The 26,050-nt window shown below is 69.3% G+C and carries 22 protein-coding genes and 1 pseudogene; 17 read left to right on the top strand and 6 right to left on the bottom strand.

What is annotated here, in order from left to right:
- Nucleotide 1: 1 nt before the first annotated feature.
- Nucleotides 2-1,033, bottom strand: coding sequence for a LysR substrate-binding domain-containing protein (locus tag DS843_RS27975; protein ID WP_208852343.1), 1,032 nt, complete (start codon nucleotides 1,031-1,033; stop codon nucleotides 2-4).
- The gene (locus tag DS843_RS27980) at nucleotides 1,033-2,235 is read right to left on the bottom strand and encodes a CaiB/BaiF CoA transferase family protein (protein WP_167525500.1); all 1,203 of its coding nucleotides are present in this window, start codon (nucleotides 2,233-2,235) and stop codon (nucleotides 1,033-1,035) included. Before DS843_RS27980 ends, DS843_RS27975 begins: the two co-directional genes overlap by 1 nt.
- Nucleotides 2,236-2,677: 442 nt before the next feature.
- On the opposite strand from DS843_RS27980, the gene DS843_RS27985 reads away from it, so the two are divergent.
- The 8 genes from DS843_RS27985 to DS843_RS28020 all read left to right on the top strand — a co-directional run bounded on the left by DS843_RS27985 (nucleotide 2,678) and on the right by DS843_RS28020 (nucleotide 10,396).
- Entirely contained in the window at nucleotides 2,678-3,844 is a 1,167-nt protein-coding gene (locus DS843_RS27985; protein ID WP_208852344.1) for an acetyl-CoA acetyltransferase, read from the top strand.
- Nucleotides 3,845-3,852: 8 nt separating this feature from the next.
- Entirely contained in the window at nucleotides 3,853-4,251 is a 399-nt protein-coding gene (locus tag DS843_RS27990; RefSeq protein WP_149472107.1) for a Zn-ribbon domain-containing OB-fold protein, read from the top strand.
- A 25-nt stretch (nucleotides 4,252-4,276) separates the two neighbouring features.
- Nucleotides 4,277-4,741, top strand: a complete 465-nt coding sequence (locus tag DS843_RS27995) for a MaoC family dehydratase (protein ID WP_149472108.1) — start codon at nucleotides 4,277-4,279, stop codon at nucleotides 4,739-4,741.
- Nucleotides 4,738-5,505, top strand: a complete 768-nt coding sequence (fabG, locus tag DS843_RS28000; RefSeq protein WP_149472109.1) for a 3-oxoacyl-ACP reductase FabG — start codon at nucleotides 4,738-4,740, stop codon at nucleotides 5,503-5,505. Before DS843_RS27995 ends, fabG begins: the two co-directional genes overlap by 4 nt.
- Before the next feature lie 68 nt (nucleotides 5,506-5,573).
- Complete coding sequence (locus DS843_RS28005; RefSeq protein WP_149472110.1) at nucleotides 5,574-6,629, top strand: ABC transporter substrate-binding protein; 1,056 nt, start codon at nucleotides 5,574-5,576, stop codon at nucleotides 6,627-6,629.
- 60 nt (nucleotides 6,630-6,689) lie between these two features.
- On the top strand, nucleotides 6,690-8,471 hold the full coding sequence (locus DS843_RS28010) for an ABC transporter permease (RefSeq protein ID WP_167525501.1): 1,782 nt from the start codon (nucleotides 6,690-6,692) through the stop codon (nucleotides 8,469-8,471).
- Complete coding sequence (locus DS843_RS28015) at nucleotides 8,468-9,550, top strand: ABC transporter ATP-binding protein (RefSeq protein ID WP_149472111.1); 1,083 nt, start codon at nucleotides 8,468-8,470, stop codon at nucleotides 9,548-9,550. Before DS843_RS28010 ends, DS843_RS28015 begins: the two co-directional genes overlap by 4 nt.
- 30 nt (nucleotides 9,551-9,580) lie before the next feature.
- Nucleotides 9,581-10,396: an enoyl-CoA hydratase gene (locus tag DS843_RS28020; protein WP_149472112.1), complete on the top strand. Its 816-nt coding sequence runs from the start codon at nucleotides 9,581-9,583 to the stop codon at nucleotides 10,394-10,396.
- A gap of 61 nt (nucleotides 10,397-10,457) precedes the next feature.
- Here the strand turns inward: DS843_RS28020 and DS843_RS28025 are convergent, their stop codons facing one another.
- Complete coding sequence (locus DS843_RS28025; protein ID WP_149472113.1) at nucleotides 10,458-10,883, bottom strand: OsmC family protein; 426 nt, start codon at nucleotides 10,881-10,883, stop codon at nucleotides 10,458-10,460.
- Nucleotides 10,884-11,101: 218 nt separating this feature from the next.
- Between DS843_RS28025 and DS843_RS28030 the strand changes: the two genes are divergently transcribed.
- The 7 genes from DS843_RS28030 to DS843_RS28060 all read left to right on the top strand — a co-directional run bounded on the left by DS843_RS28030 (nucleotide 11,102) and on the right by DS843_RS28060 (nucleotide 19,441).
- A complete protein-coding gene (locus tag DS843_RS28030) occupies nucleotides 11,102-11,461 on the top strand; it encodes an acyl carrier protein (RefSeq protein ID WP_208852345.1) in 360 nt (119 codons plus the stop codon).
- Nucleotides 11,458-12,669 carry an acyl-CoA dehydrogenase family protein gene (locus DS843_RS28035; RefSeq protein WP_208852346.1) on the top strand — a complete coding sequence of 404 codons (1,212 nt, stop codon included), beginning with the start codon at nucleotides 11,458-11,460 and terminating at the stop codon, nucleotides 12,667-12,669. Before DS843_RS28030 ends, DS843_RS28035 begins: the two co-directional genes overlap by 4 nt.
- Nucleotides 12,670-12,678: 9 nt before the next feature.
- The gene (locus DS843_RS28040) at nucleotides 12,679-13,626 is read left to right on the top strand and encodes an amino acid--[acyl-carrier-protein] ligase (RefSeq protein ID WP_149472114.1); all 948 of its coding nucleotides are present in this window, start codon (nucleotides 12,679-12,681) and stop codon (nucleotides 13,624-13,626) included.
- 40 nt (nucleotides 13,627-13,666) lie between these two features.
- The gene (locus DS843_RS28045) at nucleotides 13,667-14,569 is read left to right on the top strand and encodes a DUF1839 family protein (protein WP_149472115.1); all 903 of its coding nucleotides are present in this window, start codon (nucleotides 13,667-13,669) and stop codon (nucleotides 14,567-14,569) included.
- Nucleotides 14,570-14,575: 6 nt separating this feature from the next.
- Nucleotides 14,576-17,017 (top strand): glycoside hydrolase family 2 protein, encoded by a 2,442-nt coding sequence (locus tag DS843_RS28050; RefSeq protein WP_167525502.1) that lies wholly within the window; start codon nucleotides 14,576-14,578, stop codon nucleotides 17,015-17,017.
- Entirely contained in the window at nucleotides 17,014-18,795 is a 1,782-nt protein-coding gene (locus DS843_RS28055) for an alpha/beta fold hydrolase (protein WP_149472116.1), read from the top strand. The genes DS843_RS28050 and DS843_RS28055 overlap by 4 nt, the downstream gene beginning before the upstream one ends.
- 76 nt (nucleotides 18,796-18,871) lie before the next feature.
- Complete coding sequence (locus tag DS843_RS28060; RefSeq protein ID WP_149472117.1) at nucleotides 18,872-19,441, top strand: GNAT family N-acetyltransferase; 570 nt, start codon at nucleotides 18,872-18,874, stop codon at nucleotides 19,439-19,441.
- 99 nt (nucleotides 19,442-19,540) lie between these two features.
- Here DS843_RS28060 and DS843_RS28065 read toward each other — a convergent pair whose 3' ends face one another.
- The 3 genes from DS843_RS28065 to DS843_RS28075 all read right to left on the bottom strand — a co-directional run bounded on the left by DS843_RS28065 (nucleotide 19,541) and on the right by DS843_RS28075 (nucleotide 21,928).
- Nucleotides 19,541-19,939: a DUF6916 family protein gene (locus tag DS843_RS28065; RefSeq protein WP_286192364.1), complete on the bottom strand. Its 399-nt coding sequence runs from the start codon at nucleotides 19,937-19,939 to the stop codon at nucleotides 19,541-19,543.
- A 7-nt stretch (nucleotides 19,940-19,946) separates the two neighbouring features.
- Nucleotides 19,947-20,618 carry a phage tail protein gene (locus DS843_RS28070; protein ID WP_149472118.1) on the bottom strand — a complete coding sequence of 224 codons (672 nt, stop codon included), beginning with the start codon at nucleotides 20,616-20,618 and terminating at the stop codon, nucleotides 19,947-19,949.
- Between the two features lie 464 nt (nucleotides 20,619-21,082).
- On the bottom strand, nucleotides 21,083-21,928 hold the full coding sequence (locus DS843_RS28075; protein ID WP_286192365.1) for a phage tail protein: 846 nt from the start codon (nucleotides 21,926-21,928) through the stop codon (nucleotides 21,083-21,085).
- A gap of 418 nt (nucleotides 21,929-22,346) precedes the next feature.
- Between DS843_RS28075 and DS843_RS32120 the strand changes: the two are divergent.
- Together DS843_RS32120 and DS843_RS31980 are read left to right on the top strand one after the other, a co-directional pair.
- Nucleotides 22,347-22,991, top strand: a pseudogene (locus DS843_RS32120) (DUF4347 domain-containing protein); the annotation flags it as partial.
- Between the two features lie 633 nt (nucleotides 22,992-23,624).
- The coding region (locus tag DS843_RS31980) for a beta strand repeat-containing protein (protein ID WP_286192367.1) at nucleotides 23,625-26,050 on the top strand (2,426 nt) is incomplete at its 3' end.

The following is a 26,050-nucleotide window of genomic DNA, read 5'->3' on the forward strand; positions in this document are numbered from 1 at the left end:
CTTAGAGGGTGGACGTCTGTTCCGGCGGGAAGACGGCGCGCAGCCACTGCCGGATGGCGGAGATGACCGGCGTGTTCCAGCGGTGGGCCGGGGCGATGAAGTAGTAGCCGCCGATGGTGACGTTGCTGTCCACCATCTCCACCAACTCCCCGTTGGCCAGCGGATCGGTCACCAGCAGGTCGCTGACCAGGGCCACCCCGCGCCCCAGCCGGGCCGCCTCGATGGTCAGGTGCGCCTGCCACAGGCGGGGGCCGCGCAGCCGGGGCAGGTCGGCGATGCCGGCCTCTTCGAACCATGCCTCCCACATGCCGGTGGACTGCTCGTGGATCAGCGGGAGGCCGACGAGGTCGGCGGGCGTGCGCACATCGGGGTAGCGCGCCTTGAACTCCGGGCTGGCGATGGCGAGGATGCGGGGCCGCGCGAACATCTCCGACCGCAGCCCCTCGGCGACGGAGTTGCCGTCCTCAAGATACATGATCTCGGCGTCGGCCTCCTCCCGGCTGAAGTCGGGACGGGTCGAGGTCGGCTGGAGGATCACCTCCCGTCCGGTCAGCGCCTCCTCCAGTTCCGGCAGGCGGGCGAGCAGGCGGCGCGAGGCCAGCCCGGCGAGGCAGCAGATGTGCACCGCCTCCATTCCACCGTTGCGCAACTCGTTGCTGGCCTCGGCGATCAGGTCGAAGGCGCGGCGGAGCTGGGAGGCGTAGCGGGTGCCCTCGCGGGTCAGGGACAGGCCGCGCCCCGACTTGGCGACCAGCTTCACCCCCACCGACTGTTCCAGATTCTGGATGTGGCGCGACACCACCGTGTGGGACACCGCCAGTTCGTCGGCGGCGGCCCGCACCGTGCCCTGACGGGCGAAGATGTCGAAGGCGCGAAGCGCGAGAAGGGGCGGAAGACGACGCGCCATGCGGACCTTTGGGCTGTGGACGGAGGCGGGAGCGATTCCGGCGGCAGTATGAAACATTTCCGCCAGCACCGCACGCGCCCCTTCACCACCCATCGCCCGCCGCTCCTCCCCCGCGCTTCCGCTCATCACACCACCGCGTCGCGCCGGAAGGCGCCGATCTCGTCGGCGGAGAAGCCCAGCTCCGCCAGGATGGCGTCGGTGTGCTCGCCCAGCCGCGGCGCCGGGCTTTCCGCCGGCAGCGGGGCCTCCGGCATGGTGATCGGCACGGCGGCGAAGCGCTTGCCCGAGCCCTCCGGAACCTCCACGACCATCTTGCGGTGAACCACCTGCGGATCGTTCAGCGCGTCCGGCACGCTGTTGATCGGGCTGGCCGGGACGTCGGCCTCCTCCAGGATGTCCAGCCACGCATCGCGCCCACGGGTCAGGAACACCTCCCGGAGCAAAGGCTCCAGCTCCGCATGGTTGGCGTTGCGGGCCGAGCCGGTGGGGAAGCGCGGGTCGGACAGCAGATGCTCCAGCCCCATGGCGCGGCACATCCGGTCCCACTGCTCGTTGGTGTCCACGCAGACGGCGATGGGCTTGTCGGCGGTGGGGAAGGCCTGGAAGGGGGCGATCAGCGGGTGGCGGCTGCCCAGCGCCCGCGGCGTCTCCCCGGCGTTCAGGAAGCGGGCGATGGCGTTTTCCATCAGCGCCAACTGGCAATCCAGCATCGCCACGTCGATGAAGCTGCCCTCGCCGGTGCTGGTCCGCTTCTGAAGCGCGGCGAGGATGCCGATGGCCGCGAACAGGCTCGACCCGATGTCGCCGATCGACGCGCCGACGCGGCAGGGATCGCCGCCCGGCTCACCGGTGATGCTCATCATGCCCGACATGGCCTGGGCCACCACGTCGAAGCAGGGGCGGTGGCGGTAGGGGCCGTCCTGCCCGAAGCCGGAGATGGAGGCGTAGACCAGCCGCGGGTTCACCGCCTTCAGGTCGGCATAGCCCAGACCCAGCCGGTCCATCGCCCCGGCCCGGTTGTTCTCAACCAGCACGTCGCAGGTGGCGACGATCTTTTTGAAAATCTCCTTCCCCTTTTCCTCCTTCAAGTTGAGCGTCAGACTCCGCTTGTTGCGGTTGACGCTGAGGAAGTAAATGCTCTCCTCCTCGCTGAAGGGGGCAATGATCCGGGTGAAGTCGCCCTTGCCGGGACGCTCGATCTTGATGACCTCCGCACCCAGCGCGCCGAGCAGCCACGTGCTGTAGGGGCCGGCCAACATGTGCGTGAGATCGACCACGCGCACGCCGGCCAGGGGGCCTTCGCGGCGTTGCGTATCGGTGTTGAGCATGCATGATCCTTCGGATGGCCGGGCGCCGCACAAGCGGGCCGGGCGGGGCCGCGCGCCCGGCAGGAAGCCTGTCCGGTCCAGGGCGGCGACGGGAAATCGATGCCCCAGGCTTGCGCCACCGCGACTGGAAAACAATCGCTTAGTTTGGCCCAATCCGGTGCATGGAAGGCACCGTTCCCTGGGCCATGCCGACGCAGCATTGGTGCGTTGCGTGCACCGGAGCGCATCATTTTTTCTGCTTGTGACAAAGATCGTGTCCGGTACTCTTGATCTTGCCGGGGGCGGATCACTCTGATCGAAATCTCTCCCGGCCATCGGAAAGTCTTTGCGATTTCCGAAGCGGACGGGCCTTTTACTCTTGTCGCCTGTCCAGGGAAGCCGCTCGGCGCGCGTCGCGGCAGCGATGCGCGGCCTTCCACAACCAGGAAAGGACAACCCGCGCGTGAAGGATCTTTCGGGAAAGGCGGCCATCGCCGGCGTTTTTGAATCGCCCCGCCGTGATGCGCCGCGCGTCCACCCCTTCGCTCTTCAGATGGAATGCATTCTCGGCGCGCTGGACGACGCCGGGTTGACGCTGAAGGACGTGGACGGGTTGTGCGCGGCCTCCGGCGACTGGGCGGAAGGCGGCGGCACCATGGATGTGGTGGAACTGGCCGAATACATCGGGATCGAACCGACCTACGTGAACAGCACCGACGTCGGCGGCTGCTCCTACATCCTCCAGGCCGGGCAGGCGGCGGCGGCCATCGCGACCGGGCTGGCCGAGGTGGTGGTCATCAGCTACGCCGCCTGCCCGCGCTGGTGGCCGCTGAACACCCCGTCCTTCGACCCCTTCGTCTTTCCCGCCGGTCCCGGTCAGTACGAGATCCCCTACGCGCCGACGCTGATCTCCACCTACGGCCTGTTCGCCCGCCGCCATATGGACCTCTACGGCACCACGCCGGAACAACTCGCCCAGGTGGCCGTGACCTTCCGCGAGCACGCGGCGAAGAACCCCGACGCCCGGCTGCGCAAGCCGATCACGGTGGACGACGTGCTGGCCTCGCCGATGATCGCTTCGCCGCTGCACCGGCTGGACTGCTGCGTGGTGACCGACGGCGGCGGCGCCATCGTGATGACCAGCCGCGAGCGGGCGCGCGATCTGAAGAAGCCCCCCATCCATCTCGTCGGCTACGGCGCCGCCGTGGCGCGCACCCAGAACAGCCAGATCCCCGACGACCTGAAGACCCCGGCGGCGCTGTCCGGCCCGCGCGCCTTCGCCATGGCGGGGGTGACCCCGGCCGAGATCGACGTGGCGCAGATCTACGACGCCTTCACCATCACGCCGATGCTGGCGCTGGAGGATCTGGGCTTCTGCGGGCGGGGCGAGAGCGGCGCCTTCGTCGCGGAGGGGAACCTGACGCTGGGCGGACGCCTGCCCACCAACACCGACGGCGGCGGCCTGTCGTCCAACCATCCCGGCAAGCGCGGCATCTTCACCCTGATCGAGAGCGTCCGCCAGCTTCGCGGCGAGGGGCCGGGCGTGCAGGTGCCCGACGCGCGCCTCGCCCTGGCCCATGGGCTGGGCGGCACCTTCTGCTCCGCCGCCACCGCCATTCTTGCCCGGTAAGGTGCCCGATGACCACCATGACCATCCCGCCCGTCCAGGACGAGACCTCCGCCCCCTTCTGGGAAGCGGCGCGCGAGGGGCGCTTCCTGATCCAGCGCTGCCCGGAGACCGGGCGGTTCCAGTGGTATCCGCGCGCCCATTCCATCCACGCGCCCCACGCCCGTCCGGAGTGGGTCGAGGCCAGCGGGCGCGGCGAGCTGCTGACCTATTCCGTCGTCCATCGCGGCAACCAGCGCGGCGATCCCTACGTCTGCGCCCTGATCCGGCTGGAAGAGGGCGTCACCGTCTTCTCGCGCGTGGAGGGGATCGCGGAAGGGGACTTGCGGGCCGGACTGCCGCTCGCCGTGGCCTTCCACCAACTGGACGAGGCCACCAGCCTCCCCGTGTTCCGCCCGCGGACCGCCTGAGGATCACAGGCCAGAGGATCACAGAATGACCGCCATTCATCTCGACGACATCAAGCCGGGCGACCGGGCGCGCTCCTCGCGCGTCACCGTCACCGAGGCGCACATCGTCTGGTTCGCCGGGCTGACCGGCGACTTCAACCCGCTGCACATGGACGCCGAGGCCGCCAAGGCCAACGGCTTCGGGCGGACCATCGCCCACGGCATGCTGACCCACTCGCTCAGCACCGGGCTGCGCTCCGCCATCGACGACTGGGCGATCCTCGCCTTCCTGGAGACGCGGCGCCGCTTCGTCGGCCCGGTCTTCGCCGGCGACACCGTGCATTACGAGGCGGAGGTGGCGGAGGTCCGCCCCAGCGCCTCCAAGCCCGACCGCGGCATCGTCCGCGTCGCCGTCACCGTGAAGAACCAGCGCGGCGAGACCGTGCAGGAGGGCGAGGACGTGCTCTCCGTCGCCCGCAAGGAGATGCCGGAAAAGGAGTCCGCGGCATGACGACCGCCAACCAACCCCGCCGTCTCGTCGGACGTGTCGCCTTCGTCACCGGCGGCGGCGGCGGCATCGGACGCGCCGTCTGCGAGCGGCTGGCCGCGGAGGGCGCCGCCGTGGTCGTCGCCGACATCGGGGCGGAAGCCGCCGAGACCGTCGCCGCCGCGCTGCGCGCCGAAGGGGGCCAGGCTCACGCCGCCGCGCTGAACGTCGCCGACCGGGCAAGCTGGGACGCCGCCGTGGCCGGGCTTCCCGATGCCTTCCGGGGCGTGGACATCATGGTCAACGTCGCCGGCATCGTGCGCGACCGCTCGCTGCCGAAGATGACCGACGCGGAATGGAGCGCCGTCATCGACGTGAACCTGCGCGGGACGTGGCTGGGTTGCCAGACCGCCTTCCGGCTGGTCGGCGACCGCGGCTGGGGGCGCATCGTCAACATCGCCTCCACGGCCATCCTGGGGACCTTCGGGCAGGCGAACTACTCCGCCTCCAAGGCCGGGGTGGTCGGGCTGACCCGCACCGCCGCCCTGGAAGGGGCGCGCCGGGGCATCCTGGTCAACGCCGTCGCTCCGGGGGTCGTGGAAACCGCCATCGTCGAGGGCGTGCCCGACGCGGTCCGCTCGCAATGGCTGGAAAAGACCCCCATCGGGCGCCTCGGCAAGCCGGAGGAGATCGCCGCCGTCGTCGCCTTCCTGGCGTCCGACGACGCGGCCTACGTCACCGGCCAGACCATCGTCGCCGACGGTGGGGCGACCACGGGCGATTACTGATCCTTCACTCCGCAACGAAGAACGACGCCGAAACGGCGATTCCGCAACACAAGACAGGGATTGGCATCATGATGGAATTCTCGCGCCGCCGCCTTCTCCAGACCGGCGGACTCGTCGGCACCGCCCTGGTGACCGGCGGGCTGGCCGGCACCGCCTTCTCGCGCATCGCCACGGCGGCGGACGACCCGCTCTACGCCGCCGCGAAGAAGGAAGGCGCCCTGAACCTCTATTGGGGCTCCTACGAGCAGCAGACGATGGAGGCGATCCGCGACGCCTTCAAGGCGAAGTATCCGGGCATCGAGGTGAACCTGCTCCGTCAGGCCTCGCAGACCGTCTACACCCGCCTGCGCATGGAGTTGCAGAGCGGCGTCCATGAGTGCGATTCCCTCGGCACCACCAACCTGCTGCACTACACGGAGCTGAAGAAGATCGGCGCGCTGGCCCCCTTCGAGCCGGCGGACGCGGTGCATATTCCGGACGCCTTCCGCAAACTCGACCCGGACCAGATGTACCATGTCGGCGCCATCAGCCTGACCAGCATCAACTACGCGCCGGGCAAGGTCCCGTCCCCGCCGCAGAGCTGGCAGGCGCTGCTGGAGGACCAGTGGCACGGCAAGATCACCACGGGCAGCCCCGCCTTCTCCGGCGACGTCGCCAACTGGGTGGTCGCCATCCGGCGCAAGTACGGCGACGACTTCCTGCGCGCCTTCGGCAAGCAGAAGCCGAAGGTCGGCCAGTCGAACGTGGACACCGTGACCGACATCCTGGCGGGCGAGCGCGTCGTCGGCTCCGGCGCGCCCTTCAGCTACACGCTGACCCAGAAGGCCGCCGGCAACCCCATCGACGTTGTGGCCCCGTCCGACGACGCCATCCTGAACCTGGGCATCACCGGCATCCTGGCGAAGGCCCCGCACCCGAACGCCGCCCGGCTGTTCACGAACTTCCTCTATTCCACGGAAGTGTCGCAGATCCTTCAGAAGAACTTCTGGCCGACGCTGCGCAAGGACGTGGCCTGGGCGGAGGGGCGTTCGCTGGACCAGTTGAAGTGGTACCGCAACACCGGCGACGACCTCGGCCCGGAAGTCGCGGAAGGCATCGCCAAGTGGAAGGAACTGGTGCGCTGATCGGCTGACTCCCTCTCCCCTCTGGGGAGAGGGTTCTGATGTAAAATGGAGGCGGACCCTATGGGGGTCATTTCTACGGACAGCCCAGACAGCGCAGCCGCGGCGACCGCGCGCCCGGCGATGGCCCGCGTGCCGCTCGCCAGGACGGTGGTCTTCGGCGCCGTCGCCCTTCTTCTCTTCCTGCTGGTGGTTCTGCCCTTCGGCTGGGTTCTCAACAACAGCTTCCACGACGACCTGACCGGGGGCTGGACGCTCGGCAACTACGCGCGGATCTTCCAGTCCGCGGATCTTCTGGAGCCGCTGTTCAATTCGCTGGTCCTGGCCGTGGCGACGGCGGTGATCGCGGTCGGCATCGGCGTGCCGCTGGCCTGGCTGGTGTCGCGGACCGACCTGCCGTTCCGCCGCACCATCCGCGTGCTGACGCTGACCGCCTTCGTCACCCCGTCCTTCATTGGGGCGACCGGCTGGATTCTGCTGGCCGCGCCCAATTCGGGCTGGCTGAACGCGCTGTGGCGCACGCTCGCCGGGGCGGAGGCGGGGCCGCTGCTGAACATCTACTCGATGACCGGGGCGATCTTCATCTGCGGCATCTACACCGTCCCCTACAGCTTCACCATGGTGTCGAGCGCGCTCGACGAGATGGCCGTGGAGCTTGAGGACGCCGCCGCCACGCTGGGCTCCGGCACGCTGCGCACCATGCTCAGCATCACCATCCCGCTGGTCACCCCGGCGGTGATCGCCAGCTTCATCCTGTCCTTCATCCAGGGGCTGACGCTGTTCGGCGTTCCGGCCTTCCTGCTGACGCCGACCGGCATTCCCGTGGTGACGACCAAGCTGGCGGAGTTCTACCAGCTCTTCCCGCCGGAAATCTACATGGCCGCCGCCTACTGCATGCCGCTGCTGCTGGTCACGGCCATGCTGTTCTGGATGCGCCGCCGCATCCTGGGCCGCAAGCAGTTCGTCACCATCTCCGGCAAGAGCCGGGCGGGGCGGCGGATCGCGCTGGGCGCGGCGCGCTGGCCGGCCTTCTTCGCGGCGCTGCTGCTGCCGCTGGTCTCGGTCTTCCTGCCCTACGCCGCCCTGCTGCTGGTGTCGCTGACCCGCGCCTGGGGCCAGGGCCTGTCGTGGGAGAACCTGTCGCTGCACTGGTACTGGTGGGCGCTGTTCGGCAATTCGGAGACGCACACCGCCATCGTCAATTCGCTGCTCTTCTCGACGCTCGCGGCGACGATGTGCGTGATGCTCGGCACCGTGATCGCCTACATCGTCGAGCGGAAGATGGTCTTCGGCGCCAGCCTGTTCGGCGCGGTGGCGACGGTTCCCATCATCATCCCCGGCATCGTCATGTCGGTCGGCTTCTTCGCCGCCTACACGCGGGCGCCGCTGAACCTCTACGGCACGCCCTTGCTGCTGGTGGCGGCCTTCGCGGCGACCTTCCTGCCCATCGCCTACGCCCATGGCGGGTCGATCCTGAAGGGCATCGGGCCGGAGTTGGAGCGCGCCGCCCGCAGCCTGGGCGCGGGGGAGGGGCGGACCTTCCTGTCCATCACCATTCCGCTGATGGGCGGCGGGCTGCTGTCGGGCTGGTTCCTGGTCTTCATCCCGATCATCCGTGAGCTGTCGGTGGCGGTCTTCCTCATCACGCCCAAGACCAACGTGATGACCACCCTGATCTACAACGCCAAGGACGGCGGCAATTACGAGGCCGTCTGCGCCATGAGCGTCCTTCTCCTCCTTATCACGCTGGCGCTGGTGGCCGCTGCCGGTCCCCTGACGCGCCTGACCACCGTGCGCCGCACCTCCCGTAAGACCGCCCCGGCGGAAGGAGTTCTCCCCACATGAGCGGGATTCGCATCAAGAACCTCCGCAAGTCCTTCGGCACCTACACCGCGCTGCACGGGATCGACCTCCAGGTTCCCAACGGCACGCTGCTGGCCCTGCTCGGCCCGTCGGGCTGCGGGAAATCCACGACGCTCCAGCTCCTCGCCGGGTTCGAGGCGCCGACGGAGGGGGAGATCTGGGCCGACGACGTGCTGCTGTCCTCCGCCCGCGGCGTGCTGCCCCCGGAAAAGCGCGGCATCTCCCTGGTCTTCCAGAATTACGCGGTGTGGCCGCACAAGACGGTGGCGGAGAACGTGGCCTTCGGCCTCGCCATCCGCCGCCTGCCCAAGGCGGAGATCGCGGAACGGCTGGACCGCACGCTGCGCACGGTCCGTCTGGAGGCGCTGCGCGACCGCTACCCGTCGGAGCTGTCCGGCGGCCAGCAGCAGCGCGTGGCGCTGGCCCGCGCGCTGGCCGTCGAGCCGCGCATCCTCCTGCTGGACGAGCCGCTGTCCAACCTCGACGCCCATCTGCGCGAGGAGATGCGGTTCGAGATCCGGCAGGTCCACGACCTGCTGGGCCTGACCACCGTCTACGTCACCCATGACCAGTCGGAGGCGCTGGTCACCGCCGACCGCATCGCCGTCATGAAGTCGGGCCATCTCCAGCAGCTCGGCTCGCCGGAGGACATCTTCGAGCGCCCGTCCAACGCCTTCGTCGCCACCTTCATCGGCGCCAACAACGAGCTGGCCGGGACCAGCGAGGGCAACGGCGCGATCCGCGTCGGCAGCCATGTGCTGACGGCACCCGACCGCAGCGGCGCGGCGCATGGGGCGGCGGTGTCGCTGTGCGTGCGGCCCTCCAAGGTCCGGCTGTTCGGCGCCGAGCAGAAGGATTTGCCGGCGGAAGGCTGCAACGTGCTGTCCGGCACGGTCCTTCGCTCCGCCTATCTCGGCGAGTATCGCGACGTGCTGGTGGACCTGGGCGGCGGGCGGACTCTGCGCGCCTTCATCCCGCCCGCGCAGAGCTTCGCTCCGGGCAGCGTGGTGACGGCGCTTCTTCCCATCGGTTCCTGCCAGATCCTCGGGCCGGCGGCCTGAACGCGGCCCAATCGAAGAGAGTTCACAACGATGTCCATCGCCACGACCGGCGAGGCCGGAGCCTTGCCTGAAATCCTGACCGAGCGGCGCGGCTCCGTCCAATGGGTGATCTTCAACCGGCCCAGGGCGCGCAACGCCATCACCCCCTGGATGGAGGACCGCCTGATCGAAATCTGCCGGGAGGTCGATGCCGACCCGGCGGTGAAGGCGCTGGTGCTGACCGGTGCGGCCGGCGACAAGCCCGCCTTCATGGCCGGCGCCGACCTGTCCTGCCTGCAAAGCGTCAAGACGCCGGAAGACTACACCATCCTGGAGGACCGCGCGGAAACCGCGGCGATGGCGCTGGAAGCGGTGCGCGTCCCCACCGTCGCCGCCCTGGCCGGCGCCTGCGTGGGGGAGGGGGCGCTGCTCGCCGCCTGCTGCGACGTGCGCATCGCGACACCCTCCGTGCGCTTCGGCTTTCCCATCGCCCGCACGGTCGGCAACTGCCTGAGCATCAAGAACCTCGCCCGGCTGTCGGCCATTCTCGGCACCGCGCGGACGAAGGAGATGATCTTCAGCGCCCGCCTGCTGACCGCGGACGAACTGGCCGGCGCCGGTGCCCTGCGCGGCGTCGTCGCGGAGGAAGCCCTCACCGAGCGCACCCAGGAACTGGCGGAGGAACTGGCGGGCCTCGCCCCGCTGACCCTGTGGACGACGCGCGAGGCGCTGCGGCGCTGGCGGGATCACTCGCTTCCCGCGGACGGCGACGCCGACCTGCTGCGCCGCTGCTACCTGTCCGCCGACTATCAGGAAGGCATCGCGGCCTTCCTGGAGAAGCGCCGCCCGGTCTGGACGGGGCGATAGAAGGTGCCCGCCACCGCGCCCGGCGGCCTTCACGTCTTTGCAGGCCGCCGGGCCGGCGCGTTTACACGAGCCGGGCGTTCAGGGTGATTTCCGTTCCCGCCAGGGCCTTGGACACTGGACAGTTCTTTTTCGCACCGTCGGCCTGCTGCTGGAAGGTGTCGGCGTCGATGCCGGGGATCTCGGCTTCGCAATCCAGTTCGATTTTGGTGATGGCGAAGCCTTCGCCGACCTTGTCCAGATGGACGCGGGCGGTGGTGTGCACGCGCGTCGGCGTGTGTCCGGCCTTCGACAGGCCGGCGGACAGAGCCATGGAGAAGCAGCCGGCGTGCGCGGCGGCGATCAGCTCCTCCGGGTTGGTGCCGGAGCCGTTCTCGAAGCGCGAGGGAAAGGAATAGGCGCCCTCGAACGCACCGCTGCCCAGCCGCATGGTGCCCGACCCCTGGGCCAGGTTGCCGCGCCATTCCGCATCCGATTGCCGCACAGCCATGATGATCTCCCGATTGCGTGTTTGGTGGACGGAACGCCGCACAAATTAGACCCGTCCGGGGCAACGGCAATCACCACAGGTGTTAAGCAAGAGGAGCGCTTGGCATCCGAAAAATACTGGGAGCATACGGAAAAGCAAAGGAAGGTGCAGAACAATTAAGGTTTTGTGGCGTTCTCCGGGGCAGGGAAAGCCAGAGGTTGAATACGGGGGTAAGTGGAATGAGCATGCGCCAGCCGGATTGGCAGATCGCGGCGGGGACCGGACCGCGGGATGGCGATGCCCCGTCGGTCAGCGCGGCGGACATCCGGACGATTCTGGCCGACAGCGGCGGGCTGGCCACCGACGCCGCCGCCCTGTCCGACGAGGACGATCTCTACGCCGCCGGCCTGACTTCCCATGGGTCTGTGAACCTGATGCTGGCGCTGGAGGAGCGCTACGGCGTCGAATTCCCGGAACATCTGCTGCGCCGCCGCACCTTCGAGAGCATCGCCGCGATCCGCGCGGCGGTCGCCGGCCTGCTGGGCGGAACGCCGAATGGAACGCCGAATGGAACGCTGAACGGGACGGGGGCCGGATGAGGGCGCCCGCGCCGGAGTCCATACCGGCGATGGCCGGAGAGGCCGCGGCTGATGCCGCCACTGGGGCCGCCGCTGGGGCCGCCGCCATCGCGGGACGCCATGCCGACAGCGTGGACCGCGAGGCGCGCTTCCCCGCCGAAGCCTTTGCCGCCCTGAAGGAGGCCCGCCTGCTCGGCCTCATGGTGCCTCGCGACCTCGGCGGCGGGGGCGGCGGTCTGGCCGATGCCGCGGCGGTGTCCCACGCTCTGGCCCAGCAGTGCCCGTCCACCGGGCTGATCCACGCCATGCACCAGATCCAGGTGGCCTGCCTCGTGCGGCACGGGCAGGACAGCGGCTGGCACCGCGCCTTTCTGGCCCGGCTGGCCGAGGAGCAGCTCCTCCTCGCCTCCGCGACGACCGAGGCCGGGATCGGCGGCGACGTGCGGTCCAGCGCCTGCGCGGTCCAAGACGAGACGGGCGGAAGCTTCCGGCTGGAGAAGCAGGCGACGGTCATCTCCTACGGGGCGGAGGCCGACGCCATTCTGGTGACGGCGCGGCGCAGCGCGGACTCGCCGCCGTCCGATCAGGTCATCGTTCCGGTTCTGCGCGGGCAGACTCACCTGGAGGAGATCGGCGGCTGGGACACGCTGGGGATGCGGGGCACCCGCAGCGTCGGCTACCGGCTGGTGGCGGAGGCCGGGCGGGCGCAGATCCTGCCGCTGCCCTACGCCGACATCTCCGCCCGGACCATGCTGCCGGTGACCCACATCCTGTGGAGCAGCGTCTGGCTGGGCATCGCCACCGACGCGGTGACGCGGGCCGGCGCCTTCATCCGGGCGGAGGCGCGCAAGCGCCCCGGAACCCCGCCGCCGGGGGCGCGGCGGCTGGCCGAGGCGACCGCCGGCCTTCAGGCGATGCGCGGCATGGTGCGCGGCGCGCTCGCCCAGTTCGAGGCGGCGGCGGACAGCCCCGACCGCCTCACCTCCCTGGGCTTCGCGGTCGCCATGAACACGCTGAAGACCGGCGCGGCGGAGGCGGTGGTCAGGGTCGTGGAGCAGGCGATGCTGGCCGCCGGCCTGGCCGCCTACCGGAACGACAGCCCCCACAGCCTGTGCCGCCACCTGCGGGACGCCCATTCGGCGCCGCTGATGATCAACAACGACCGGATACTGGGCAACACGGCGAACCTGCTGCTGGCGCACAAGGACAACGGTTCTCTCTTCGGGTGACGGATGAACATGCGGGCAGGAGACACACCGGCGGAGAAAGGTCCGGCGGAGAACGGGCAGGCGGCGTTCCGCGACGCGCTGATCGCGGCCGGGCTGCTGATCCCCACGGGGGTCGATGGGCTGTATGGCCGCAGCGGCGTCTTCGAGGACGTGGTGGAGCGGTTCGACGGCCTGATCACCACCTGGGGAGGCGGCGACGGAGCGGACGTCATGCGCTTTCCCCCGGCGCTGGCCCGCAACCAGTTCGAACAGAGCGGCTATTTGAAGAGCTTCCCGCATCTGGCCGGCACGGTGCATGCCTTCAAGGGGGATGAGCGCGCCCACCAATCCCTGCTGCGGCGGCTGGAGGAGGGGGAGGAGTGGACCGACGCCCAGATGGCGACCAACGTCGTCCTGACCCCCGCCGCCTGCTACCCCGTCTATCCCACCATCGCGGAGCGCGGGCCGCTGCCGCCCGAGGGCGCGTTGGTGGACGTCTATTCCTACTGCTTCCGCCATGAGCCGTCGCTGGACCCGGCGCGGATGCAGTTGTTCCGGATGCGCGAATACGTGCGCGCCGGCACGCCGGAGCAGGTGATGGCCTTCCGGCGGAACTGGGTGGAGCGGGGGCGGGCGCTGATGGAATCGCTGGGCCTGCCGGTCGCCGTCGATCTGGCGAACGACCCCTTCTTCGGGCGGGCCGGGCGGATGCTCGCCGCCAACCAGCGCGACCAGGGGCTGAAGTTCGAGTTGCTGATCCCCATCGCGTCGGAGCAGCAGCCCACCGCCTGCCTCAGCTTCAACTACCACCAGGATCATTTCGGGCTGGTGTGGGACCTGCGGACGCCGGACGGCGCGGTCGCCCACACCGCCTGCGTGGGCTTCGGGATGGAGCGGGTGGCGCTGGCCCTGTTCCGCCACCACGGTTTCGACGTGAAGGCGTGGCCCGCCGCCGTGCGCGCCGTTTTGTGGGGCTGAGCGGGCCGTGGGGTTGAGCGGGCAGGGGAGGCCGGGCAGCATGCCGCATCCGCTCGATGGACCGGACCGCGATTGGGCGGAGACCAACTGCTACACCGACCTGTGGATCGGCCTGCTGCGGGCGCTGGGGATGGAGCCGATGGCGGCCCTGGCCTTCACCGTCGCGCAGGATTTCGAAGGCGACCAGTTCACCTTCTTCAAGGTGCCGCCGGAAGACCTGCGCCGCCTCTACGGGCTGGAGGTGCAGGAACTCGCCCTCTACGACCGGGTGGAGACCCACGCGGCGGTGCAGGTGGCGCGCGGGCGCCCGGTCCTGGTGGAGGTGGACGGGTATCACCTGCCGGACACGCGCGGCACCTCCTACCGCGCGCAGCATGTCAAGACGACCATCGCGATCCTGGGCATGGACAGGGACGCGCGGCGCCTCGACTACATCCACAACGCCGGGCGCTTCACGCTGGAGGGGGAGGATTACGACGGGCTGTTCGCCCCCGCTCCCCTGTTTCCCTATGTGGAATTCGTGAAGCGCGGCGGCGCGGCGCTGGAGGGTGCGGCTCTGGAGGATGCCTCCCGCGACCGGCTGTCCCATCATCTGCGGCGGCGCCCGGCGGCGAACCCCATCGCCGCCTATCGCGCCGTTCTGCCGGAGCATCTGGAGATTCTGGCCACCCGGCCCATGGACTACTTCCACCTTTACGCCTTCAACACGTTGCGGCAGGTGGGAGCCAATTTCGAACTGCTGGGGCGTTACCTGCGCTGGATCGGCGGGCCGCCCGACGCGGCGGAAGCCTCCGCCATCCTGTCCGCCACCGCGAAGGCGTTCCAGTTCCAGTTGGCGCGCGGGGTGAACCGGCGGCGGTTCGGCGATCATGCGGACCTCTTGGACCGGATGGAAAGCGCCTACGACGCCGCGCTCGGCGCCCTGGCCCGCCGCTACGGGTGACGGACGATGGCGCGCCTCCACGCCGTGACCGGCCGCAGCGTGGTTCCCCTGTCCGCGGGGTGGGAACTGTGCGTGACCGAGCCGGGAGGGACACCCGGCGGGGACTGGCTGCCCGCCCCGGTGCCCGGAACCGCCGCCCAGGCCCTGCGCGAGGCGGGGCTCTACCGCCTCGGCGAGCCGCTTCCCCTGCACGACCGTGACGTCTGGTATCGTGTGCGGCTGACCGGCGAGGGGCCTCACACGCTGCGCTTCCACGGGCTTGCCACCATCGCGGAGGTCTGGCTGGACGGGAAGCGCATCCTGTCCAGCACCAGCATGTTCGAGCGCCACGACGTTCCCGTTCAACTGCACGGGGTCCACGCTCTGCGCATCGTCTTCCGCGCCCTGAACCCGGTCCTGAAGGCGCAGAAGGGACGGGGCCGCTGGCCGGTGCGGCTGGCGGAGCCGGCAGGGCTGCGCGCGGTGCGGACAACGCTGCTGGGCCACATGCCCGGCTGGTGCCCGCCGGTGCCGGCGGTCGGCCCCTGGCGCCCGGTGGAACTGATCGCGGAGACCGGGCCGCTGCGCGTCCGCTCGACGGACCTGCGCGCCACCTTGGAGGGGCGGGAGGGCCGGTTATCGTTGGCGCTGTCGGTGGCGTGGAGCGGCTCCGCCCATCCGCCGTCCTGGCTGGAGGTGGGGGAGGCGCGGACGCCGCTCCGCTGGGCCGGGCCGGGGGAACTGCGCGGCGAGATCCGCCTGCCGGAGATCGATCCCTGGTGGCCGCACAGCCACGGCCGACCGGCGCTCCACACCGTGCGCGCGGCGGTCGGCGACGAGCGCATCGACCTGGGCCGCACCGGCTTCCGCCGCATCGAGCGGGAGCCCGGCGACGGCTTCGCCCTGCGCATCAATGGGGAGCGCGTCTTCTGCCGCGGCGCCTGCTGGAGCAGCCCCGACATCGTGGCCCTGCCGGGGGAGCGGGACGCCTGCGTTCCCTGGCTGGAACTGGCCCGGCAAGCCGGAATGACCATGCTGCGGGTGCCGGGCATCGCCGCCTATGAATCCGACGCCTTCTTCGACCTGTGCGACGAGATGGGGATTCTCGTCTGGCAGGACTTCATGTTCGCCAATTTCGACTATCCCACCGACGAGCCGTTCCTCGACGGGGTCCGGCGGGAGGCCGCGCAATTCCTCGACCGGGTGCAGGCGTCGCCGTCGCTCGCGGTGCTGTGCGGCGGCAGCGAGGCGGAGCAGCAGGCGGCCATGCTCGGCCTGCCGCGCGAGCGCTGGAGCCAGCCGCTGTTCGACAGCGTTCTGCAGGACGAGGCGGCGCGCCGGCGGCCCGACGTGCCCTATGTCGCCAATTCCCCGACCGGCGGGCCGCTGCCCTTCATAGCCGATGCGGGCGTGAGCCATTACTACGGCGTCGGCGCCTATCTGCGCCCGCTGGAGGACGCGCGCCGGGCGGGGGTGCGCTTCGCCTCCGAATGCCTCGCCTTCGCCAATGCGCCGGAGGCGGGGGCGCTGCCCGGCGTGCCGGCGGTGCACGATCCGCGCTGGAAGGCGCGCGTGCCCCGCGACCCCGGCGCCTCGTGGGATTTCGAGGATGTGCGGGACCATTACTTGCGGACACTCTACGGTTGCGATCCGATGCTTCTGCGCTATGAGGCCCCGGACCGCTATTCCAGGTTGTCGCGCGCGGTGACGGGGGAGGTGATGGAGGCCGTCTTCGCGGAGTGGCGGCGGGTTGGCTCGTCCTGCGCGGGCGGGCTGGTCTGGATGTTCCAAGACCTGTGGCCGGGGGCGGGTTGGGGCGTCGTCGATTCCGCGGGCGCTCCGAAGGCGGCGTGGCACGCGCTGCGCCGCGCCTTCCGGCCCGTGCAGGTCCTGCTGACCGACGAGGGGGTGAACGGGCTGGCACTGCATCTTCTGAACGAGACGGCGGAGCCGGTGGAAACGGTCCTGACCCTGACCGCCCTGCGCCGGGGCGAGGTGCCGGTGCTGCGGGTGGAGCGTGCCGTGACCCTGCCGCCGCGCAGCGCGCGGGCGGTTCCGGCGGCCTCTCTGACCGACCGCTTTTTCGACCTGACCGGCGCCTACCGCTTCGGCCCGCCCGTCCATGACGCGGTCGTGGCGGCGCTGGCCGATCCGGTGGCCGGCGCGCCGCTCGCCGAAGCCTTCTACTTCCTCCAGGCCGGGCGGATGGAGCGCGCGGAACTGGGCCTGAACGTCCGAGCGGAGCGGACGGGGGAGGGCTGGGTCCTGGTCCTGTCCAGCCGGCGCCTCGCCCGCTCCGTCCACATCGAGGACGACGGGTTCCGGGCGGAGGACGAGTGGTTCCACTTGCCGCCGGGGGCGGAGCGCAGGGTCCGGCTGATCCCGCGCCACCCCTCCGCCGCCATCCCGAACGGCGAAGTCCATGCGCTGAACGGCCTGGACCCGGCGCGGTATCGGGGGACCGCATGACACCCGTGTATTTCGAGGGCTGCTTCGGCTGGCTGCACCCCGCGGGGGGACGGCGCGGCGTGGTGCTCTGCGCGCCCTACGGCGGGGAGGCGCCGGCGACCCACCGGGCGTGGCGCGGCTTTGCCGAAGGCCTGGCGGCGGCGGGGCTGCCGGTGCTGCGCTACGACCACCCTGGGACCGGCGATTCCGCGGGCGGGGAGGAGGAGCCGGGCCGCCTGGACGCCTGGATCGGCGGCGTCCGCTCCGCCGTAGCCCATCTGCGCGCCGTCGCGGGGGTGGAGGAGGTGGCGCTCGCCGGGCTGCGGCTGGGCGGGCTGCTGGCCGCGGCGGCGGCGCGGGAGGCCGGGGCGGACGCGCTGGTCCTGCTGGCGCCCTTCCCCTCGGGCCGGGCCTTCGTGCAGGAGTTGCGGGCCATGGCACTGCTGGCTGAGCGCCCTCCGGAGGCCCCGCCCGCGGTGGGTCCGGAGGGCATCGACAGCGCCGGCTTCCGCCTGACGCCGGAGACGGCGGACGCCCTGCGGACGCTCGACCTCACCCGGCTGGCGGAGGGGCTGGCGGCGGCCCCGGCGCGGCGCGTGCTGATCCTCGACCGGCCGGAGGGGCGCGGCGCCGTCCTGGCGGAGCGGTTCCGCGCGCTGGGCGCGGCGGTGGAGGAGGCGCCCTTCCCCGACGCCGCGCGGCTGATGACCAGCGTCCAGCACGCGGGCATGGACTGCACGGCTTTCGGGCGGGCGGCGGCGTGGCTGGCGCGCGACGCCGCTCCGCCCCGTCCCGTCCGGCCTGCGGAAGGCCCGGCCCCCGTCCTGCACCTTCCCGGAGCGGTGGAGCGCCCGCTCCGCTTCGGTCCCGGCGAGGGGCTGTTCGGCATCCTGTGCGAGCCTGCCGCCACGCCCGCCTTGCGGCCCGCCGTGCTGCTGCTGAACAGCGGAGCCACCCCCCACACCGGCACCGGGCGCATGTCGGTGCGGCTGGCCCGGCGGCTGGCGGCGCGGGGGATCGCGTCGCTGCGCATGGACCTGGGCGGGCTGGGGGACAGCGCGTCGAAGCCGGGCCGCCGCGACGGGCTGATCTATTGCCGGGACATGGTGGAGGACACGCGCGCCGGGCTGGATGTCCTCGCAGCAGCGGGGCACGGCGGCGCGGTGGTCGTCGGGCTGTGCGCCGGGGCGGCGGTGGCGCTCCATGCCGCGCTGGCCGACCCGCGGGTGGTGGGGCTGGCGCTGGTCAATCCGGGCCGCTTCGTCCTGGGCGACGGCGTGACTCAGGAGGAGGCCATCGGCACCGCGGTGAAGCCCGCCGCCGCCTATCTTACCCGGCTGACCGAGCGGGCGGCCTGGAAAGCCATCCTGCGCCAGGACCGCAAGGCGGCGCGGGTCGCCCGCGTCCTGTCGGACCGGGCGCTTCGCCGCCTGCGCATCGGGGCGGGGCGGCTCCGCGCCGGGCTGACGGGGCGTGGCTACGCCCCGGACGACGTGCTGCACGGGTTCCGGGCCCTGTCGGACCGCGGCGTCCGCACGCTGATGGTGCACAGCGAGGGCGACGTGACCCTGGGCGAATTGGAGACCCAGGCCGGGGCCGGCGGTTGCCGGTTGCGCCGGATGCCCGGGCTGCGGCTGGAACGCCTTCCCGGCGCCGACCACAGCCTGATGGAGCGCGCCGCGCGGGAGCGCTTCGCCGCGCTTCTCAATGAACTTCTGGACAGCCTCGATGCGCGCGGAGCGGACACCGCGCCGGACGGTTCGCGCGCCGCCCCCGTTTCCCGCCAGTCGGTGACCTGACGCGGGATTCTTGCCTCCGCACCGCATCCTGGGCTATGCAATGGGACGAGTTACGCTACCGAAAAGGGCATGGCCGATGGCCGGATTTCAAGGGTCCCTGCCGCTGCTGGGCGGGTTGTCGATGCGCCATCCCCGGCCTTCGGACGACGACTTTCTGCTGGGTCTGTTCATGGACGCCCGGCCCTGGCTGGCCCAGGCCCATCACGACCGCGATTTCATCCGCTCCCTGTACGAGCAGCAGTACAGCGCCACGCGCACCGGGCAGGAAATCCGCTATCCGCAGCATCTGGATTTCGTCGTGGAGAAGACCGGACAGGCGGTCGGCCGGATCGTCATGGATCTGGGCCGCTGGGACTGGCGCGTGGCGGAGGTGGAGATCCACAAGCTGGCCCGCGGCAAGGGCATCGGCACCGACCTGCTGCGCAGCCTTCAGGGAACGGCGGCGCAACTCCGCCTGCCCATGACCCTGTCGGTGAACGAGACGCAGACGCGCGTCCACTGGTTCTATCACCGGCTGGGATTCGACCTGCTGGTGCATACCCCGCCGTCGCTGGAACTGATCTGGTTGCCGCCCGGCCATCCGGGCATCCAACACCTGCCGCCGCAGGTCTTTCCGGCCCAGATGCAGCGGGGCGGCACGGCCTGAGCGCCGGGCGCGCCCTGAAGAGCGGGCGCTGGAATCAAAAACGCCGTTCCCGCAATTGTGGGAACGGCGGTGCGAAAAGGCGCGGTTGCGCGAATCCGGTCAGTTCATGACGACTTCGAAGCAGGCCCGCGCCGGGTCGCGCGGAATCGACCGGACGACGTAGAACGGCCCCATCGGCCCCTCGGTCGGGTGGTCGATCAGGTAATTGCCGTTCCACAGCTCGCTGTTTCCCGGTGTTTCGAACTTCAGGGTGAAGGACGTCCGCTTCGCCCAGCGGGGGGTGAACTCCGGCCGTTCGGTGACCACGGTCAGTTCGACCTCGACGATCGTGGACCGGTCCTCCGGCGCCAGGAATCGGAAGGTCTGGCCGACGTGGGGAGTGAACCGTTCGGCGGACAGCGTGCTGTAATCGGCGGTCATGACGGGATTCCGGTGGCAGGGCGGCGTTTCGCGGATCGGGGACGCCCCGGCCCGCAGGATGCGGAGCCGGGGCGCCATCCTATCGTCAGTCGCGGGTCGGGAAAATACCCATGGTGACGATGTACATGGTGACCGCCAGATACGGCTGCATGTTCGTGAACGAAGCCGGCGTCGCCTGACCGCCGCCCGGCGACACGGCCACCGTGCCGCCGCCGCCGGTCACCGTGACGGTGCCGGTGGCGGTGCCGACCAGATTCGCACCGCTGCCGGCGGTGGTGGTGTAGGGGCCTTCGGTCTGCCAATCGGTGAAGGTGGCGGCGTCGCTGACCTTGATGCCGCCGAGATAGGTGGTGCCGCCCGTCGGCGTCGGCAGATTGCCCTGCGCCGTCGAAATCGGGATCGTCACGTTGGCGTTGATGGTGGAGGTGGAAGACCCGCCGCCCGGCGTGAAGGTGGCGGCGTGGTTGTGCAGCGGCAGGTTGGTCAGGTTCAGCGTGCTGGTCGCCGCACCGCCGCTGGAGGCGACGGCCACGTTCACGTTGTTCAGATACGGGCTGACGCCGGAACCGACGAGGACGCGGCCGCGCAGGTCCGGCACCTTGAAGTTCGGGTTGCCGTTGCCGCCGTACAGGGTGCCGATGATCGCGAACAACGCCTGGTTCTGCTGCATGGGCAGATCCTGACCCCAGCACTGGACGGTGCCCTGCGGGGCGAAGGCGCCGGCGAACGGGAAAATCAGGCCGAGATAAGCTTCCATGACGAAACCTCCAATGTGTTTAAGGCTGATTGAGGCGATGATGCTGCGCCGCTTCGGAACGGGGCATGGGCCGAGGACCGGATGCGGTGGAAAATATATCGAAATATTCCCCAAAAGAGAAGTCTTTGACAACGTATAGAAGATAATCACGCTCTTTTACATTTCTTACTCGCTTAAAAAGTGCACTGATACGCCGCCACGAGGATGACGGAGAAGACTCTGTCCCGACCGTCTGCCACCTCTCTCATCGTCACTCCCGCGAAGGCGGGGGGCCAGAAAGCTCCGCAGACAAATGCCTGAACGGTCTGAATTCCCGCCTCGAACGCTGGCAAAGCCAGCGCCGAAAGCTTCCGTGGAAATGACGAGTAAAGGAGGCGGCGGGGGGCAATGGTCCGAACGGCGAAACCCAGCGCCCATGGTTGTCGCTGGAATGCCGGTGAACACGTTGCCCTCCCAACCCATCGTCAGTCGCGGGTCGGGTAGTAACCCAAGGTGACGATGTACATGGTGACCGCCAGATACGGCTGCATGTTCGTGAACGGGGCCGGCATCGCCTGACCGCCACCCGGCGACACGGCCACCGTGCCGCCGCCGCCGGTCACCGTGACGGTGCCGGTGGCGGTGCCGACCAGATTCGCACCGCTGCCGGCGGTGGTGGTGTAGGGGCCTTCGGTCTGCCAATCGGTGAAGGTGGCGGCGTCGCTGACCTTGATGCCGCCGAGATAGGTGGTGCCGCCCGTCGGCGTCGGCAGATTGCCCTGCGCCGTCGAAATCGGGATCGTCACGTTGGCGTTGATGGTGGAGGTGGAAGACCCGCCGCCCGGCGTGAAGGTGGCGGCGTGGTTGTGCAGCGGCAGGTTGGTCAGGCTCAGCGTCGTGTTCGCCGTTCCGCCGAAGTTGCCGGGATTCAGGGTCGTGTTCAGATACGGGCTCGGGCCGGCACCGACGAGAACGCGACCACGCAGATCCGGCACGTTGAAGACGGTTTTGGCATCACCGCCATACAGGTTGTAGATCAAGGAAAACAGCGCTTGGTTCTGCTGAATGGTCAGTTGCTGGCCCAGACATTGGACGGTGCCCTGCGGTGCGAAGGTGCCGGCGAATGGGAAGATCAGACCGATATAGGCTTCCATGGAGAATTCTCCGACCCGGTTGGTGCCAATTAATGCATGCGGCGATGAGCGCCCACCGGCGGAGCGGAGGCTGCCGCGCTGGGCTGGTAGAAAACATACCGGTATATTCTCCGAAAGCGCTAGTCCGGAGGCAATAACGAAATCAAAACATATTTTTTCACCGATGCGAATCGTCATGCCCGCATACCTAAGTATGCCATACATATCAGTGTATGCGTGGCGCAAGGTGCATTGAGCAGTCTAAGCGGGATTCTGTGACGAAATTGAAACCCGTGAAGCGATATGCTGCGAAGTGTTGCAGAATGAAGCGTGATGCTCGTCATGTAAGGACGCGAATCGGACAAAACTGGAACGCGGATTTTGCAACCCCGAGATTTCAAAGCGTTGTGCGACGATGTGAATAGGTGGTATCTTTCCCGCCATCTCATACTTGTGGATAGCCGCTTCCGGGGTAGAGCCGGGCGGTGCGGTGATGTTGGGGAGAAGGGCTATGGCGCGCATGCGTGGTGCGAAGGGCGTTGGCGGGAACGGTGGCTCCGGCAAGACGCGCAAACCGTCCTCTTCCATGTTCGCGATGGCTCTTGAGCCGCGCTTCATGTTCGATGCAGCCGGCGTGGCAACGGCAGCCGATCCCGCGGCCACGGTTCAGCCGGACGTGCACACCGACCCGGTGGCGACCGACCACGACGCGGCAGCGAAGACGGCCATCGCCGATGTGGTGGCACCCGCCGTCTCCGCTCCGGTGGCCGATGCGGTTCCGGCTCCGCAAGTCCTTCGTCAGGCCGATCCGTCGGCGAACGGCGGGCGGAAGGAAGTGGTGTTCATCGACCAGAATGTGGCCGGCTGGCAGTCTCTGGCGGAAGATGCGAAGGCCGGGATAGAGGTCGTGCTGCTCGACTCCTCATGGGACGGCTTGTCGCAGATGGTCCGTTGGGCGGAGACGCATCAAGGTTACGATGCGATGCACATCGTGAGCCACGGCAACGAAGGTTACGTGAGCCTCGGCGCCCTGACGCTCGACACGGCTACGGTAAGCACGCGCTCAGCCGACTTGGAAACCCTGGGGAAGGCACTGACCGAAGACGGTGACCTGCTGCTGTACGGGTGCCAGGTGGCGAGCGGCGAAGGCCGGTTCTTCATCGATAATCTGGCCCGTGCCACCGCCGCCGACGTAGCGGCTTCCCAGGATGTTACCGGTGCGGCAACAACGGGCGGCAACTGGGTTCTGGAAACGAGTGTCGGCGCCATCGAGCATGACGGCCCGTTCGGAGTGACTACGGCTTCTTCGTTCGATACCGCGCTGACAGCGCCGTATAAAGGGACCACCATAGACTTTGGTACAGCGGGCGCTCTAATTGTAAACAACAACACAACTGTAACTGCAACTGACATCAAGCTGACCAGCACCGGTTCAGCAAGCGGTCTGGATATTTCTGCGACTGGAGCTACAAACGTTACAGTCAGCTACGGCGTTGCTAATTCAGCGTTGTCTGGTATCGCTGCAACTGGAGATGCCGCGCTTACATTTGCGACCTCCAGTGAAAGCCTTACAACAATAACCATCTCAAGTAACGATGGCAGCGCTTTCTCTATTACTTCTTTTGTTTGGGGCTATTATAGACTCTCGGGCGCTACAGATGGATCGGTTCCCGTAACGATCAGCGGAAATCACCTTCAGCGCGGGACTGTTACGGTTTCAAATACGGCGTTCACTGAAGAAACTGCTCATACTTTTTCAAATCAGGAAGCGTTCCGAAATATCAATTCATTCACTATGACTTTTGGACAAAACGTCAGAGTCTTGCAGATCGACGATTTGCTGCTTGGTAACGCGGTTCCGGATGTCAGTGGGGGGGACACCACTCCCCCGACAGTGAGCAGCATCGCGGTGTCGGGGACGCCCGCGGCGAACGCCTCGTCGGTCGATTACACGGTGACCTTCAGCGAGAGCGTCACCGGGGTGGACACCAGCGACTTCACGCTGACCAAGACCGGCACGGCCAACGGCACGGTCTCCGCGATCACCGGCTCGGGCAGCAGCTACACGGTGACGGTGAACGGCATCTCCGGGGCGGGCACGCTGCGGCTGGACCTCAACGGCACCGGCACCGGCATCCAGGACGCGGCGACCACGCCCAACGCGATCTCGGGCGGCTTCACCACCGGCGGCACGCACACGGTGGACCGCGCCGCGCCGAGCTTCGACGTCGCCGCGGCGGCGTCGAGCATCACGACGACGAGCTTCTCGCTGTCGGCCAGCCTCGACGAGGCGGGGACGATCTACTACGTGCTGGTCGCCGACGGCGCCACCGCGCCGACCGCGGCGGAGGTCGAGGCGGGCACCGCCTCTGGCGGCGGCGCGGCGCTGAAGTCGGGCAGCATGGTCGCCGGCACGGCGCCCTTCACCGGCAGCGGTTCGCTGACCGGGCTGACCGCGGGGACCGCCTACGACCTCTACGTCGTGGGCAAGGACAGCGCCGGCAACCTGATGGCCTTGCCGGTCAAGGTCGACGTGACGACCGCCGCCCCCGCCGACACGACGCCGCCGACGGTGAGCAGCATCGCGGTGTCGGGCACGCCGGCGGCGAACGCCTCGTCGGTCAGCTACACGGTGACCTTCAGCGAGAGCGTCACCGGGGTGGACACCAGCGACTTCACGCTGACCAAGACCGGCACGGCGAACGGCACGATCGGCTCGATCAGCGGCTCGGGCAGCAGCTACACGGTGACGGTCACCGGCATCACCGGGGCGGGCACGCTGCGGCTGGACCTCAACGGCACCGGCACCGGCATCCAGGATCAGGCGACCACGCCCAACGCGATCTCGGGCGGCTTCACCACCGGCGGCACGCACACGGTGGACCGCACGGCGCCGAGCTTCGACGTCGCCGCGGCGGCGTCGAGCATCACGACGACGGGCTTCTCGCTGTCGGCCAGCCTCGACGAGGCGGGGACGATCTACTACGTGCTGGTCGCCGACGGCGCCACCGCGCCGACCGCGGCGGAGGTCGAGGCGGGCACCGCCTCGGGCGGCGGGGCGGCGCTGAAGTCGGGCAGCCTGATCGCCGGCACCGCGCCCTTCACCGGCAGCGGCTCGCTGACCGGTCTGACCGCGGGCACCGCCTACGACCTCTACGTCGTGGGCAAGGACAGCGCCGGCAACCTGATGGCCTCGGCGGTCAAGGTCGACGTCTCGACCGCCGCCCCCGCCGACACGACGCCGCCGACGGTGAGCAGCATCGCGGTGTCGGGGACGCCGGCGGCGAACGCCTCGTCGATCAGCTACACGGTGACCTTCAGCGAGAGCGTCACCGGGGTGGACACCAGCGACTTCACGCTGACCAAGACGGGCACGGCCAACGGCACGATCGGCTCGATCAGCGGCTCGGGGACCACCTACACGGTGACGGTCACCGGCATCACCGGGGCGGGCACGCTGCGGCTGGACCTCAACGGCACCGGCACCGGCATCCAGGATCAGGCGACCACGCCCAACGCCATCGCGGCAGGCTTCACCAGCGGCGGCACCCACACGGTGGACCGCGCCGCGCCGAGCTTCGACGTCGCGGCGGCGGCGTCGAGCATCACGACGACGGGCTTCTCGCTGTCGGCCAGCCTCGACGAGGCGGGGACGATCTACTACGTGCTGGTCGCCGACGGCGCCACCGCGCCGACCGCGGCGGAGGTCGAGGCGGGCACCGCCTCGGGCGGCGGGGCGGCCCTGAAGTCGGGCAGCCTGAGCGCCGGCACCGCGCCCTTCACCGGCAGCGGCTCGCTGACCGGTCTGACCGCGGGCACCGCCTACGACCTCTACGTCGTGGGCAAGGACAGCGCCGGCAACCTGATGGCCTCGCCGGTCAAGGTCGACGTCTCGACCGCCGCCCCCGCCAACGGCGCGCCGACCAACAGTGTGGTCCCGTCCGTGTCGGGCACGGCTGCCGTTGGTAACGCCCTGAACGCAGGGACCGGCACCTGGAGCGATCCGGACGGCGACACGCTGAGCTACAGCTACCAGTGGTACCGTGCCGACGACACCAACGGCACGAACGCCGCCTCGATCAGCAACGCGACGGGCGCCAGTTACACGCTGACGACGTCCGACGCGCACAAATACCTGCGCGTCGTGGTGACCGCAAACGACGGCAACTCCAACACCACGACGGCGACTTCCACCTACACGGCGATCGCCAACAGCGCGCCGACCAACAGCGTGGCGCCGACGGTGTCGGGCACGGCGACGGTGGGCAACGCGCTGAGCACGACGAACGGCTCCTGGAGCGACGTGGACGGCGACAACCG

Origin of the sequence: Roseomonas genomospecies 6 (assembly GCF_008365375.1) — a bacterium.
In the GTDB taxonomy this organism is placed as follows: domain Bacteria; phylum Pseudomonadota; class Alphaproteobacteria; order Azospirillales; family Azospirillaceae; genus Azospirillum.